Origin of the sequence: Gracilibacillus thailandensis (assembly GCF_010994055.1) — a bacterium.
Lineage (GTDB): Bacteria > Bacillota > Bacilli > Bacillales > Amphibacillaceae > Gracilibacillus > Gracilibacillus lacisalsi.
Map to the genome: position 1 here is coordinate 1 of NZ_WJID01000090.1, position 15,115 is coordinate 15,115.

General features: G+C 36.6%; 15 protein-coding genes. 12 read left to right on the forward strand and 3 right to left on the reverse strand.

From position 1 onward, the window contains the following. Window positions 1–36 precede the first annotated feature (36 nt). From cydS to GH715_RS19570, 3 genes are read right to left on the reverse strand one after another with little or no spacing between them, the layout of a single operon-like run. A complete protein-coding gene (cydS, locus tag GH715_RS21980; protein ID WP_390308485.1) occupies window positions 37–135 on the reverse strand; it encodes a cytochrome bd oxidase small subunit CydS family protein in 99 nt (32 codons plus the stop codon). A gap of 34 nt (window positions 136–169) precedes the next feature. Next, window positions 170–1,186 (reverse strand): cytochrome d ubiquinol oxidase subunit II, encoded by a 1,017-nt coding sequence (locus GH715_RS19565; protein WP_153836944.1) that lies wholly within the window; start codon window positions 1,184–1,186, stop codon window positions 170–172. A gap of 5 nt (window positions 1,187–1,191) precedes the next feature. Then, window positions 1,192–2,529, reverse strand: a complete 1,338-nt coding sequence (locus GH715_RS19570) for a cytochrome ubiquinol oxidase subunit I (protein ID WP_153836943.1) — start codon at window positions 2,527–2,529, stop codon at window positions 1,192–1,194. A gap of 248 nt (window positions 2,530–2,777) precedes the next feature. On the opposite strand from GH715_RS19570, the gene GH715_RS19575 reads away from it, so the two are divergent. The 12 genes from GH715_RS19575 (at window position 2,778) to GH715_RS19630 (ending at window position 14,765) form a co-directional block, all read left to right on the forward strand. Next, entirely contained in the window at window positions 2,778–3,233 is a 456-nt protein-coding gene (locus GH715_RS19575) for an SRPBCC family protein (protein ID WP_153836942.1), read from the forward strand. 112 nt (window positions 3,234–3,345) lie between these two features. Next, a complete protein-coding gene (locus GH715_RS19580) occupies window positions 3,346–4,770 on the forward strand; it encodes an alanine/glycine:cation symporter family protein (protein WP_153836941.1) in 1,425 nt (474 codons plus the stop codon). A 191-nt stretch (window positions 4,771–4,961) separates the two neighbouring features. Next, the gene (locus tag GH715_RS19585) at window positions 4,962–5,276 is read left to right on the forward strand and encodes a PadR family transcriptional regulator (RefSeq protein WP_153836940.1); all 315 of its coding nucleotides are present in this window, start codon (window positions 4,962–4,964) and stop codon (window positions 5,274–5,276) included. Window positions 5,277–5,289: 13 nt separating this feature from the next. Beyond that, window positions 5,290–5,907, forward strand: a complete 618-nt coding sequence (locus GH715_RS19590) for a DUF2812 domain-containing protein (protein WP_153836939.1) — start codon at window positions 5,290–5,292, stop codon at window positions 5,905–5,907. A 531-nt stretch (window positions 5,908–6,438) separates the two neighbouring features. Then, window positions 6,439–7,467, forward strand: coding sequence for a PhnD/SsuA/transferrin family substrate-binding protein (locus tag GH715_RS19595; RefSeq protein ID WP_153836938.1), 1,029 nt, complete (start codon window positions 6,439–6,441; stop codon window positions 7,465–7,467). Between the two features lie 77 nt (window positions 7,468–7,544). Next, window positions 7,545–8,309 carry a phosphonate ABC transporter ATP-binding protein gene (gene phnC / locus GH715_RS19600; RefSeq protein ID WP_153836937.1) on the forward strand — a complete coding sequence of 255 codons (765 nt, stop codon included), beginning with the start codon at window positions 7,545–7,547 and terminating at the stop codon, window positions 8,307–8,309. A 13-nt stretch (window positions 8,310–8,322) separates the two neighbouring features. Then, complete coding sequence (gene phnE, locus GH715_RS19605; RefSeq protein WP_153836936.1) at window positions 8,323–9,108, forward strand: phosphonate ABC transporter, permease protein PhnE; 786 nt, start codon at window positions 8,323–8,325, stop codon at window positions 9,106–9,108. Next, window positions 9,108–9,974, forward strand: coding sequence for an ABC transporter permease subunit (locus tag GH715_RS19610; RefSeq protein WP_153836935.1), 867 nt, complete (start codon window positions 9,108–9,110; stop codon window positions 9,972–9,974). The genes phnE and GH715_RS19610 overlap by 1 nt, the downstream gene beginning before the upstream one ends. A 383-nt stretch (window positions 9,975–10,357) precedes the next feature. After that, the gene (locus GH715_RS19615) at window positions 10,358–11,491 is read left to right on the forward strand and encodes an amino acid ABC transporter substrate-binding protein (RefSeq protein ID WP_153836934.1); all 1,134 of its coding nucleotides are present in this window, start codon (window positions 10,358–10,360) and stop codon (window positions 11,489–11,491) included. Between the two features lie 101 nt (window positions 11,492–11,592). After that, window positions 11,593–12,768, forward strand: a complete 1,176-nt coding sequence (locus GH715_RS19620) for an amino acid ABC transporter permease (RefSeq protein ID WP_153836945.1) — start codon at window positions 11,593–11,595, stop codon at window positions 12,766–12,768. A gap of 6 nt (window positions 12,769–12,774) precedes the next feature. Next, on the forward strand, window positions 12,775–13,977 hold the full coding sequence (locus GH715_RS19625) for an amino acid ABC transporter permease (RefSeq protein ID WP_163578782.1): 1,203 nt from the start codon (window positions 12,775–12,777) through the stop codon (window positions 13,975–13,977). 20 nt (window positions 13,978–13,997) lie between these two features. Continuing rightward, complete coding sequence (locus GH715_RS19630) at window positions 13,998–14,765, forward strand: amino acid ABC transporter ATP-binding protein (protein WP_153836932.1); 768 nt, start codon at window positions 13,998–14,000, stop codon at window positions 14,763–14,765. The last annotated feature ends 350 nt before the right edge of the window (window positions 14,766–15,115 follow it).

The window sequence follows — 15,115 nt, forward strand, 5'->3', positions numbered from 1 at the left end:
ACTTTGGACAGGACCGGCGGGGTTTGCCGGTTTTTCTTACTTTATTTTGTTGTTTTTCGCAACGAACCAGAATGTAAATATAATACTGATGATTAAAATAATAAAGGGAGCATAAAAGTATAGAAATTCATTCATATGTGAGTCCTCCTTTTTTTGGTGACAATATGTCTCACTTTATTTTCCCTTCTACGTAATCCTTGTTGAAAAGAAATAGACGTAATAATAACCATAAGGAAGGAATTAATAAGCAGAATCCTGCAATAAAAGCGATGATTAAGGCAATAGCCATTCCTTCACTTGTGAAACCTTCATCTATTGTTAAATATGGATAAAGCAAGTAAGGATAATGTGAGATTCCATAAGCATAGAAAGCAATAAAAAATTGACCTGTGAGTAGGAAAAAAGCTAAACCATAAGATCTTTTTTGCCAAATTAAATAGACGGTTGTGATAAACAATATTCCTGAAATGGCAAACATCCACCATAGATCAAGCATTCTTTGAAAATGAACTGGATTATGGGTTCGCAATTCAATGATAATCCCAGTAGCCGTTATAATAGCGGGACCAGCCCATATTAAAGCGTATTTTCTTAATAGATCTGTTGCTGGTTGATCCTTTGCCTTATTAGCATACCAAGTAAGAAAAACAGCGGAAATATAAAGTACAGAAGTTAAACTTAAAATCACAATACTCCATGTCAACGGACTCGCAAACAAGGTAGCATATTGTAAGGAAAGTTCGTTATTATCTTCTTCAACAAACCCACCTTCAGAAATGGTTAATACAATCGAAAGTGAAGCAGGGATGAATAATCCGGAAAAACCATATAAGTATGTCCAGAACTTACTTCTTAATTTGCCGTAAGTAGTGAAAGCATAATAAGAACCTCTAATTGCTAATAGAATGAGTGATAAACTGGCAGGTACTAATAAGACGGTTCCATAATAATAAGCTGTACTTGGAAAGAATCCTACAATGCCAACGAAGAAAAAGACAAGAAAGACATTGGTAACCTCCCAGACTGGTGAAAGGTAGCGTTGAACAATTTTACTTATAATGTGATGTTTATTAGTTAAGACACTATAGGCATGAAAGAACCCTGCTCCAAAGTCGATCGAGGCCACGATAATATATCCGAATAAAAATAGCCAGAGTACTACAATACCGATAATTTCATAGGACATGTAGTTCACCTTCCGTTTCTTTGTTGATCCAATAGTTCCCGCTCTACTGGATTATTTTTAAACATTCGGGTTAAGACAATAACACTTGCTAACCCGAGTACCAAATATAATCCAATAAAGAATAGAAGCATGAAATCAACATGATTACTTGTCGTAGCAGCATTTTCTGTCCGTAAGATGCCGCGTAATACCCATGGCTGTCTGCCGACTTCAGCTAACCACCATCCAGCTTCAATAGCTATCATGGATAATGGTCCTGAACTTACGATCAGCCATAGAAAAAATCTGTTCTTGACAAATGTTCTATTTAAGGCATTACCAACAATGTAAAATAATGCGATTATCATCGTAATCATACCGATTATAACCATAATGTTAAATAAATAGTGGATGTAGAGCGGAGGGATTTCATCTTCCGCAAACTGATCTAAACCAATTACTTCTGCATTTGGATCGCCATGAGCAAGAATACTTAATGCATAAGGAACCTCTATTGAGAATTTAATTTCTTCACCATTGGCTAAAAATCCGAGCAATGTAAGTGATGCCTGTTCTTCCGTTTCAAAGTGCCATTCCATTGCTGCTAACTTTTCTGGTTGATATTCTGCGAGGTATTTACCAGCAAAATCTCCGATAATAGCAGAAGCAATCGAGAATACTAGTCCAACTTTCAGTGTCAGTAAAAGAGCTTTTTTGTGGTAGATATGGTTAGAGCCTCTTAATAGGCGAAAGGCGCCAATTGCCGCTAATACAAATGCTGACGTCATATATGCTGTTGCCACAACATGGCTAACTTTAGTAGGCATCGCTGGGTTAAACATGGCAACAAGCGGTTCAACGTTAATAAGTTCACCATTCGCTAATTCAAATCCTTGTGGTGCATTCATAAAGGCATTGACCATCGTAATAAAAACGGCAGAAAAAGAAGCTCCTATTGCTACAGGAACTAAAAGTAACATATGCTTCCGTTGATCACGAAATCTGTCCCACGTGTATAAATATATCCCAAGAAAAATAGCCTCAAAGAAGAAGGCAAATGTTTCCATGAACAAAGGAAGTGCTATTACATGACCTGCTAACTCCATAAAGGTAGGCCATAGCAAGTTAAGTTGTAAACCTATTGCGGTCCCTGTTACGACCCCAACAGCAACGGTGATGACGAAACCTCTCGTCCATCTTCTAGCTAATAGAATGTAGTGCTCATCCTGTTTCTTTATGCCGAGCCACTGCGCAAGAAATATAAGAAAAGGAATCCCTACACCAATCGTTGCATATATAATGTGGAATGAAAGTGTTAATTCAGTTAATAGTCGACTGTAAAAGACAGCTTGTTCACTTTCCATAGTTACTCCCTCTCATCCTGAAAAAATACGTCCGAGTATTGATAAACCAATTACAAATGCAACAAAAAAAGCTAAAATAATTAACCAGTGTTCCTGCTTCTTATACATGCTAGTATCCTCCGATTAGCAATAAGCTATTGGTAGTGTATAACTCCATAGGGAAGAATATACCTTTTTACATAAATTAAATACAAAAATGTGAATGATTGTTCAAGGTGCTACATATGAAATGATGAGGAGGGATTTTAATGCCAAATGGTACACATTTTGTCCAGTTGGATTTGCCGATTGAGAAGGTTTGGGAATTTGTCAGCGATATAAACCGATGGGCACCGTTAGCCCCGGGCTATATTGATCACAAGATTATTGATGACCATCAATCAACTTGGCACTTTAAAGGTGACGTTGGCAAGGTGCAAAAGAAGATAGGGCTCAAAGTAAACATAATAGAATGGGTGGCACCAACCAGTGTCAGGTTTAAGTTGGAGGGAATAAGTGAAAACTTAGAAGGAAGCGGGTATTTTCAAGCAGAGAAAATAACTACTGAAAGAACGAATGTTACCGGATGTTTATCTATATCTGCTGGCGGCATGATGGCCCCAATGATTAATAGTGTATTAAAGTCGGTCGTTCCAAAGACAACGATTGAATTTACAGAGTCTGTTGCCAACAGGTTGATGAAAGAGAAAGCTGTTTCAAAGTAGCTACATATCCCTTGTCCATTCAATGGATAAGGGATTAACTTGTTTTTTTAGAGAAAGTGTATTATATTATGTAACTTGGGGGATAGTTTTCATAGGAGAGGAGTGGAACATCATGGACAAACTAGAATGGATAGCTTCCAAAATAGTCGAATGGGGTAATCTGATTCTTTGGGATTATGTATTAATCTACTTACTGATCGGTGCAGGTATATTCTTTACCCTACGATCTAAATTTGTTCAATTCCGTTTATTCGGTGATATGTTTAAAGTTATTTCAGAAGAAGCAGTTGAACAAAGTGGTAAAAAAGGGACCAATGCCTTCCAAGCATTCAGTATTACTATTGCGTCAAGAGTTGGGACAGGTAACCTAGCTGGTGTAGCATTAGCCGTTGCAATTGGTGGACCTGGTGCTGTGCTCTGGATGTGGGTAATTGCTTTAATTGGTATGGCAACTGCATTTATCGAAAGTACGCTTGCTCAAGTTTATAAGGTTCCAGATAAAGATGGTTTTAGAGGCGGACCAGCTTATTATATGGAAAAAGCATTAGGACAGAAATGGATGGGTATTCTATTCTCAATATTGATAACCATTACATTTGGTTTTATTTTTAATGCTGTACAAGCCAATACGATTTCCGCTGCAGTAGAACAAGCGTTTAATATTGATAAAGTATGGACAGGTATTATACTCGTTGTATTAGCGGGGTTAATTATTTTTGGTGGTATTAAACGTATTGCTTCTGTTGCAGGAGTGATTGTACCTATTATGGCAGTAATATATATCGCTGTTGGACTTTACGTGGTATTCACCAATATTACAGCTATTCCAGACGTGTTTATGCTGATCATAAAAAATGCGTTTGGATTAGAAGAAGTGTTCGGTGGTGGTGCCGGTGCAGCAATGATGTATGGAATCCGTCGCGGACTATTTTCCAATGAAGGTGGTATGGGTAGTGCGCCTAACGCAGCTGCAACTGCAGGGGTCAATCACCCGGTAAAACAAGGACTAGTACAATCACTGGCAGTATTCTTTGATACGATTGTTATTTGTAGTTTAACAGCCTTTATTATCATTCTTTATGATAATTTTCAACAAGCACCGGAAGATGGTATTCAGTTGACACAGGTTGCCTTAAGTGCACATGTCGGTGAATGGGCATCAATTTTCTTAGCGGTTACGATCTTCTTCTTTGCCTTTAGTTCTGTTATTGGTAACTATTATTATGGTGAGACGAATGTCAGCTTCTTAAATCCAAAGGGAATATGGGTTAACGTTTATCGTGTTGTCGTTTTAGGGATGGTCATGTTCGGTTCACTTGCCTCTATCCAGATTGTTTGGGATATGGCCGATCTGTTTATGGCAATGATGGCTGTAGTCAACTTAATTGCAATTTTATTATTGAGTAAAATCGCAATGGATGTACTGCAAGACTATGTGAAACAGAGAAAACAAGGAACAGATCCTACATTCCACTATAAGAATATTAAAAGTTTAAAAAACATTTCTTGGTGGGGAGCACAGGAGAAGAAGAAATAAGATTTAAAACATTATTTTATCTGGATAAGCAGTTTCATTTTGATTTCATTTGTATTTCAAGATGGACTGCTTTTTTTAATGCACAAGATAAATTTGGGAAGATTGACTTATACAGTTTAACTGTATATAATTTAACTATACAGTTAAACTGTATAATTACTTTCAATTAGTTACTTATTGGAGGATTACTCATGAATAGAGAGAAATATTTGCCTTTAACGGAGACAACATACTATATACTATTATCTTTATTAAAACCGGCACATGGATATCTTATTATGAAAAGAGTTGAAGAGCTAAGTAAACAAAATGTTGTTATTGCAGCAGGAACACTTTATGGTGCTATCGAAAATTTAACAAAACAAAAGCTAATAAAGTCAGTCGAAAGTGACAATAAACGTCGAAAGATATATGTCATTACGGATAAAGGAAAAGAAGTGTTAAAACTAGATTATCAAAGAATGCAGAAATTAATAGACCTTACTGATAAGTTACTAATTGATTAATGGAGGTTTTAAATTGAGAAAATTCAGGATATTTATTGATCAGGAAAAGGAAGAAAAATGGTTAGAAGAGATGTTACAAAAAGGATATCACTTGGAAGACACTAGCTTCGGATATAAATTCAGAAAAACCAAGCCACAAGATCGAACGATAAAAATAGATTATAGGATTTTTAATGAACAGGTAGATTTTATGGATTACTGTACCTTATTTGAAGATAGTGGCTGGAAGCATATAGTGGGTAATAAATCGTCAGGAAAGCAATATTTTATAAAAGCTTATGAAAACGGTAACGAAGATATTTTTTCAGATGAACTATCAAGAGCAAGTAAATATAAAAGGCTTTCTACTAGATGCTTAAGGACGGGAATTGGATATCTTCCATTATTTTTAGTATTGATTTATACCAAAGTGATAAACGTAGAGGCATTATATAATCCTATGCACTTGTATCTGAATAAAGAAATCTGGGAAATGCAAGGCCTTTCATTTTGGACACTATTTCTTCTCGAAACTCCTTTTGCAATACTTCGAGGTTTGCTATGGTATTTCTTTCCTGTCTCTATCATTCTGTATATTTATTTCTATCTAAAAGCCAAAAAACTTTATCGTTTAATTCCAGTTGAAAAATAACCGGTTTATCCCTTAGCTATACTTATTTCTACAAAGAATAACAGAAAAAGCATATTGACTTTATAACCCTTGTAAGTGATTTCCTATGGATAATAACCGAAGTTGTACAGTCTGACAAATGTTGTAGCGCATGCATGAAGCGAAGGCGCCCACTTCCACTCCTGCGGGACTTGTTTTACCTGAAGATCCAATTTTTCGAGCGGTTTTGGCTCGAAAAAGTTAGCTGAAGGGTAAACCCCACGAAAAGGGAAGGGGGCAGCCGGAGCGGTGGTCAAGCTATTCAAATATTTCATCATTACTACTAAAGTAATAAAGGACCGGCGGGGTTTGTCGGTTTTTCTTATTGTTTGTAGTTGAATATAACTTGTAAATACTTTGTTTAGATAATGTGAACAATCTTAATTATATGTGAAAAGATAGTAAATTTGTCCAAAACTTCCACGGTTTATGATTTAATGTGACTAGCTTAAGGTAGAAGATACTTCTCAGTTAAGTGAAAAAAACTACTTATGAATCATGGAGGGAAATATCATGCAAAAGAAATGGTTACTTGGTGTAGTGTTCCTTGTAGTTACCGTAATGTTAGCAGCTTGTTCAGAAAGTGCAGAAGGGGAGGAAACAGGTTCAGATGATGTCATTGATATTGTCTGGTATCCAAATGAGTCTGGTAATGATTTAAAAACAGCACGTGATGCAATTGGTGATCAAATCGCTGAAGCAACTGGCAAAGAAGTAGAACATCATTTAACGACTGATTATGCAATTGCGATTGAAACGATTGTTAATAATAATGCAGACGTAGCATTTATGGGGGCACAAGGATATATCGAAGCAAGTGATCAAAATGATGCTATCCAGCCGATTGTTGTATCTACTGGTCCGTCCGGTACTTTAGATGACGCCATGTATCACAGTTGGTTGGCAGTTAAAGTCGAAGATCAAGATGACTTCAAAGTGGATGGAGAGTTTTCATTAGATACTCTAGAAGACACAAGATTTTCTTTTGTTTCTAACAGTTCAACATCAGGGTTTGTGGTACCTTCTTCAACGATAATAGGGCATTTCGCTGATAAGGATTTAACAGAAGAAGATTTAATGGAGGGCGGACCACTTTTCTCACAAGTATTGTTTGGCGGTTCTCATCAAGGTTCAGCTGTCAACCTATTGAATGATAGTGCGGATGTTGCAGCGTTTTGTGATTCTTGTGTAAACAATTATGTGGAAGTTGCCGAAGGTGAAGAAAATACAGTCGGTAGTGTATATCGAGTTAAAGACGACGCGGCAGAACCATTTAATACCGTTACTGGTAGTGAGTTTATGTTAATGAGTGTGACGCCAGTATTGAATGCACCATTTGTTGCTAATATGGATGCATTGGGACAAGAAGATTATGATCTCATTCAAGAAGTATTTGCCTCTGATGAAATGGCAAATAATGAGGATATCTTTGTACCAGAAGATTCTGATGCATCTGGATTATTCTCTAAATCAGATCAAGAAAGGTTTGTTCCGGTAGAGGACGAGTGGTTCAATCCAATTCGTGAACTTTCTCAAAATTAATAAAAAGCTCAAGAGGGGTATGCATGAGTAATGCATACTCCGTATTTTCTAAATAAAACGATAAAGGAGTTTGTTCCATGTCATTACTTAAAGTGGAAGGACTAAGTAAGTTTTATGATGGGGAAACCAAGGTGTTAAAGAATGTGGACTTTGAAGTGGAAGCTGGGGAATTCTTATCGGTTATTGGTCCTTCAGGTGCTGGAAAGTCCACCTTGCTTCGCTGTATAAATCGCTTGGTGGAAATAAATGAGGGGAAAGTCATTTTTAACGGATTAGATGTAGGCGCAATGAAGAAAAAGGAATTACGAAAGTTGCGTACGAATATCGGAATGATTTTTCAGCATTATAATCTAGTGCCACGCTTAACAGTGATCGAAAACGTACTGCACGGTCGGTTTGGCTATAAAACAACGATCCAAGGGGTACTTGGAAGATTTACTGAACAAGAAAAGGAACAGGCTTTTTATCTACTAGAGAAGCTTGGGATTTCAGAGCACGCATATAAGCGCTGTGATCAATTAAGCGGTGGTCAGCAACAGCGTGTCGGAATATGTCGTGCACTTATTCAGGAGCCGAAACTGATTCTTTGTGATGAGCCGATTGCCTCCTTGGATCCAAATTCTTCCAAGGTTATTATGGATTATTTGAAATCGATTAGTACAGAAATGGGGATTACTTGTATTGTTAACCTCCATCAAGTGGAAGTGGCAAAGGAATATGCTAGTCGAATTATTGGCTTAAAAAAAGGTGAAATTGTGTTTGATGGTCCTAGCAAACTTCTTTATGGTGAGCAGATTGAGAATATTTATGGCATAGAATCAAGAGAATTAATAACGGTTTAAGGGAGTAGGTAACATGGACGCAAAGCAAATGCGCAAGAATAAATGGCAGACAACGATCTTTTTAATTCTCATCATTATGATCACCTATTTATCTTCTTTCATAACGAAGTTTAACTTAATCGAAAGCATTGCAACTATACCAGCTGCGTTTAGTTGGATATTCTCTAATCTCTTAATCACCGAGGAGTCTTTGGAAAAACTACCTCAGATATTGGAAAAACTAGGGGAAACCATTTTTATGTCGATTGCCGCTACAACATTGGCGGGCATAGTATCACTCTTTCTAGCAATAATGGGATCAAAAACTACGAAAGTGAATCAAACATTTAGTGTTATCGCTAGATTTATCGCCTCGTTTTCAAGAAATATTCCGGTTGTAGCATGGTCACTAATTTTGTTGATCTCGTTCGGGCAAAATTCTGTTACCGGATTTTTGGCTTTATTTGTTGCAACAGTGGGTTTCTTGACTAGAGCATTTATTGAATCGGTAGATGAAGCCAATCAAAGTTCTGTTGAAGCACTAACTGCGACAGGTGCAACCTATTTCCATATGATTAGTAAAGCTGTCATCCCACAAAGCCTTCCACAGATGCTTAGCTGGATTTTGTTTATGATTGAGACTAATATTCGTAGTGCTACATTGGTGGGGATTTTGACAGGTACCGGTATTGGATACATGTTTGACCTTTATTATAAAAATATGAATTATAACCTAGTTGCACTCATTACATTTACCATTATTATCGCCGTTATTGCCATTGAATTAGTATCTAATAAAATACGGAGGGTGATCTTATAATGGAGATGGTGAAAGAACTCGATCCAGCTCTTATTAAGCGTAAGAGAAACGGTCAAATTAATATTAAATCTGGGAATAAAATTGATTCAGTCGTGAAATGGACGATATGGGTGCTAACTGCGTTAACGATATTAGCATTTTTCTTCTTTGATTATACAGGACTTCAGTTAGAACGTGCGATTACAGAGACACTCCACAATATTCGAGTTATGTTTTTAGAACCAGGATTAAGTCATTTTAGCTGGGGCGAAGCGTTTTATCAAGTAGGAGTAACCCTTGGCTTAGGTGTGTTAGCAACGATTTTTGGTGCGATAATTGCTTTCTTTCTTTCCTTAATGGCAGCAGAGAATCTCTCTAAACCATGGCTATCCAACACTGTTCGGGTTGTAGTAGCGTTTATTCGTGCAGTACCAACAGTACTATGGGTATTAATTTTTGCTATTGCTGCTGGTCTTGGAAGTGAAGCAGCAGTACTGGGGATGTTGTTCCACTCCGTAGCTTATCTGGTAAAAGCATTTTCTGAATCGTTTGAGGAAGTGAATCCGGGGATACTCGAAGCATTACGAGCAACAGGATCTAGTTGGTGGCATATTGTCATCAATGGTGTCCTGCCATCCACTTTCACTTATTTATTGTCTTGGACGTTTTTACGTTTTGAGATAAACTTTTCTGTAGCAGTGGCAATGGGTGCAGCTGCCGGAGCAGGTGGTATCGGATTTGAACTATTCATGGCTTCTGGTTTCTATTTTGATTTACGAGAAGTTGGTTTTATTACATATGCAATTTTAATTATTGCTATTATCTTGGAGGTTATTTCAACTCGTTTGAAAGAGCGTTATTTTCCTTCTTCGGTTAAAACGAAATAATGTTCTTGTAGTGACGGTCAATTTCATAGTGTAATATAAAAAAGTATATTCTAATTTAGAGCCAATTTGAATTTTTCAATTGGCTCTTTTTGTTTGTCCATCTACTTAGATACAGTTTACGAAGAGAGGTGCTAAGGTTTTATGTTAGTAAATATAACAAAATAAGCGATATAGCCTTGTTTCATTAAAATAACGTTATATAACCTGACAGATTAATGTAAGAAATAGGTGGATATAAGTAAAATGAAATAAATATTAACTAATTTTATTGTTCGATTGCGAATCATCTAGTTGCGGTCAATAGCTAATTGGTTGGTGTGTGTTGTTTCATTTTGAGTTCTATTCTTTAACATAGAGCTAAAAATAAATAAGGGGGATTTACCTTGCTAAAGAAGAGAAAGTCATTAAAGCTGTTTTTTGCTTGTGTCATTTTAGGTCTAGTACTATTTATTGTCGGCTGCACACCAGAGGATGCTAGTTCAGAAGAGGAGACAGAAACAACAAATGAATCAAATACAGAAGAAACAGATACAAGTTCTGATGATCATGAATCAGAGAACTCATCTCGCTCTACATTAACTGCTGTAGAAGATAGAGGTCACTTAATCTTAGGTGGAAACAATCAGCTTCCGGGGTTTGGTTATCTCAATGAAGATGGCGAAATCGAAGGGTTTGATATTGATTTTGGGAAAGCAATTGCAGCGGCAATTTTTGATGACCCCGAAGCGATAGAAGTAAGACCTTTATCAGCTGATGAACGCTTTACTGCACTACAAACTGGAGAGGTGGATGTATTAATTCGTAATACAACATGGACTACTACAAGGGATACAGATTTAGGTACCCATTTTGGACCGACAACCTTTTATGATGGTCAAGGAATGATGGTACGAGCGGATAGTGGAATTACTACCTTAGAAGATTTAGCAGGAGCCCGTATTGGAGTGGAAACTGGTACAACAACTGAATTAAACCTAGCTGACCAATTTCGGAAATTGGACATTGACTATGAGCAAGTAACTTTTGATGATAATGATGCTTTAGTCGCTGCATATGAAGAAGGAAGCGTGGATGCATGGACAACAGATAAATCTGGTCTTGTGTCAAGATTAGAAACACTAAGTGATCCTGAAGCACACACGATTCTTGATGAAGCTCTATCTAAGGAACCATTGGGACCTACGGTTAGACAAGGTGATGATCAGTGGTTCAATATCGTCAAGTGGATAACCTTCGCAACAATTGAAGCAGAAGAACTGGGGATTAATTCTGAAAATGTAGATGAATTCATGGATAGTGACGACCCTGTGATTCGTCGATTACTAGGGCTTGAAGGTGACTTAGGATCTATGTTAGGTCTATCAGAAGATTTTGGCTATCGAGTTATTAAACATGTCGGTAACTATGGAGAAATTTATGACCGTCACCTAGGTCCAGATACAATTTTTAATCTAGAGAGAGGTTTAAATGAGAATTGGACAAATGGTGGTCTTTTGTATTCACCTCCATTCCGCTAAATTCAGAGATATTAATTCGATGAAAGGCCTGCTACTACCGAGCAGGTCTTTCATCAATATCCCCGGTGAATAAATGTACTATATCAGAGGTGATTGAAATGATGAAAAATTCGGATGCGAATATGTCGACGCCTTTTTGGAGAGATAATCGAGTTATACCTATTCTGTTTCAACTATTGTTTGTTGCAGTGTTGATTGGTGTTATGTATTATCTGATTAATAACGCCATAAATGGCTTGCAAGCACTTGGTATTAACCTTGGTTTTGATTTTTTGCAGAACATGGCTTCATTTAATATTGGTGAATCTATAATAGAGTACCAATCGACAGATACGTATATGAAAGCTATATTAGTAGGGATTTTAAATACAATAAAAGTATCAGTCATTGGCATTGTTTTTGCCACTATCATAGGTGTAATTGTTGGTATAAGTCGTTTATCAAGTAATTGGCTTGTCCAAAAATTAGCAACCATCTATATTGAAATATTTAGGAATACACCTTTACTCGTACAAATATTAATTTGGTACTTTGCTGTATTTTTAGCATTACCAGATGTGAAAGAAAGTGTTAAAATTGGACCAATTTTCTTAAGCAACCGTGGAGCAGCAATTCCGTGGTTTCATACTGCAACTGGTAGTACAACATGGTTAATTTTATTTCTATCTGGTGTTTTACTAGCGGTTATTGTATGGAGGTACAGACTTCATATTCAAGTGAAATCAGGGAAAAAACAGTATCCATTGTTATGGGGTTTTCTTGGATTAGTTTTTCCTTTAGTATTGGCATGGCTCCTGACACAACAAGCACCAATTACTATAGAGTCACCAGTCTTAGGGAATTTCAACTTTGAAGGTGGTTATATAATCTCGGAAAATTTCCTAGCTATTTTTCTAGCCTTAACAATTTATACAGCTACTTATATAGCAGAAATCGTTCGCGGTGGTATTTTGTCTGTTTCTAAAGGTCAAATGGAAGCATCTAGTGCACTGGGACTTAAATATTCTACTTCGATGAGATTTGTCGTGTTTCCACAAGCTATTCGTATTATTATCCCCCCTGTGACAAGTCAATACTTAAATCTTACGAAAAATTCTAGCTTGGCGATTGCAGCCGGTTATCCTGATTTGGTTTATGTTGCAGAAACCATTAATAATCAAACAGGTAGAGCGATACAATCGATTGTCATTATGATTACCGTTTATTTAATATTGAGTATTATTACTTCGGTTTTTATGAATGTATTTAATAATAAAGTGCAGATTGTTGAGAGGTGATTGTTAGTGGATTTAAATACAGAAGTGAAAACTGAGCTAGCTCCTACGTCACCTCCTAGAGTGAAGCTGGGGCTGGGAACTTGGTTAAGAAAAAACCTATTTAATAACTGGTATAACAGTATTTTGACATTAGTTTCAATACTTGTTCTTTACTTTATTACAAAAGGTATAGTCACTTGGCTATTAACGGAAGCTGATTGGGTAGTAGTGACAGATAATTTTAAATTATTCATGGTGGGTCAATACCCTTTAGAATATCTTTGGCGTGTTTGGTTGAGTTTAGCATTTGTCTCCTTGTTATTTGGATTATCGGCAGGGGTATGGAAAGGTACTATTTTACATTTGTCTAGTGTGTTAGTGATAGTTATGGTTATTCATACCCTGGTACCCTTTACCTCAACTAACTCAAAATTATGGTTAGTTGGTTGTATCGTGTGTGTAATAGGAGGATACTTCGTAGGTCCAAAATTGCCAAAACAAAAAGCATTCGTTCTGTTGGGTTGGTTCATATCCTTTCCGGTTATTCTGTTTATCATAAACGGTTATGGAGTTTTACCTAAAGTGTCTACCAATGTCTGGGGAGGGCTATTGTTAACTTTAATCCTATCTATCGTTGCAATTGCTGGGTCAATCCCGATTGGAATCCTTTTAGCTTTAGGAAGGACTAGTAAACTACCGATTATCAAGTACTTTTGTGTAATATACATTGAAACAATTAGAGGGGTTCCCTTAATTACGATATTCTTTATGTCCATCTTCATGTTTCCATTATTTTTGCCACAAGGTTTAACCATTAATAATGTGGTAAGTGCGATGATAGGTGCAACCTTATTCACAGCAGCGTACATGGCTGAAAATGTTCGGGAAGGTTTGCAATCCATCCCAAATGGACAACGAGAAGCAGGGAGAGCATTAGGTTTAAATCCAGTACAATCAATGTATTTCATTATTATGCCACAAGCATTACGTGCGGTAATACCTGCTATTGTTGGTCAAAGTATCTCCATGTTTAAAGATACTTCTTTAGTAACGATAGTCGGTTTAATGGATCTATTAGGTATCGCTCAGTCAGTAAAATCTAATCCAGACTATTTGGGAAGTATCATGGAAGTTTATTTATATGTAGCTGTCATTTATTGGATGATTGCTTATTCGATGTCATATGGAAGTCAAAGGTTAGAAAAAAATCTGGGTGTAGGAAAACGTTAAAGAAGAAAGGAGTAGGTTAGATGGAACAGTTATCTGTTCAAACTTCGGAAAAACAAAATGAATATCTAATTTCATGCGCAAATGTAAATAAATGGTTTGGGAAACTACATGTGCTAAAAGATGTTACTTTAGATGTTAAAAAAGGGGAGGTTCTAGTAATTCTAGGACCTTCAGGTTCAGGGAAATCTACGTTTATAAGAACAATCAATGGTTTAGAAGAAATTCAACAAGGAGAGATAACTATTGATGGGATTAACTTATCACATGATGTAAAAGATATTGAAAAGATTAGAAAAGAAACAGGTATGGTATTTCAACAATTTAATCTATTTCCTCATATGACCATTATGAAAAATATAACACTTGCTCCGATATGGGTGCGAAAAAAACCTAAGGCAGAAGCAGAAAAACTAGCTTTAGAACTTTTAAAACGTGTAGGAATCCCAGAACAAGCGGATAAATATCCAGGTCAATTATCAGGTGGACAACAACAACGGGTAGCAATAGCCAGAGCGTTAGCGATGCAACCAGAAATTATGTTGTTTGATGAGCCAACTTCGGCACTGGATCCTGAAATGATTAAAGAAGTTCTCGATGTAATGAAAGAACTGGCGAAATCAGGGATGACAATGCTTTGCGTTACACATGAAATGGGATTTGCTCGTGAAGTGGCTGATCGAATTGTTTTATTTGATGAAGGAGAGATTGTAGAAACAGGTACACCAGAGGAATTGTTTGATAATCCCAAAAATGAGCGGACTAAGTTATTTCTTTCACAAATATTGTAATTAAAAATATAATTATATTTGAATGCAGTATTTCCCATAGAGTGTGGTAAGTCTATGGGAGATTTCTTTATCTCCATTCAAGCTTCAAATTGTTTGATCCAGTTGGTTAATTCTTCTTTATCAAGTGAGTTTATCTTTTTTATCAGCAATAGGCGAGAAGACTCCCACCTCAAGGAATGAAAAGGAGTAGGTGGGAGATGAATTGCCTTCGGACAAGAGCTGGCTCACTTGCCATCTCGATTGTTCGACTATTCAAGTGCTTGTATGCTTTCTTTTTTTTCTGAAATGACCTATCCACCATACAAAATATGGTATAATAGATGTATCGTGATGCAGAGAGAGGTGAAAGC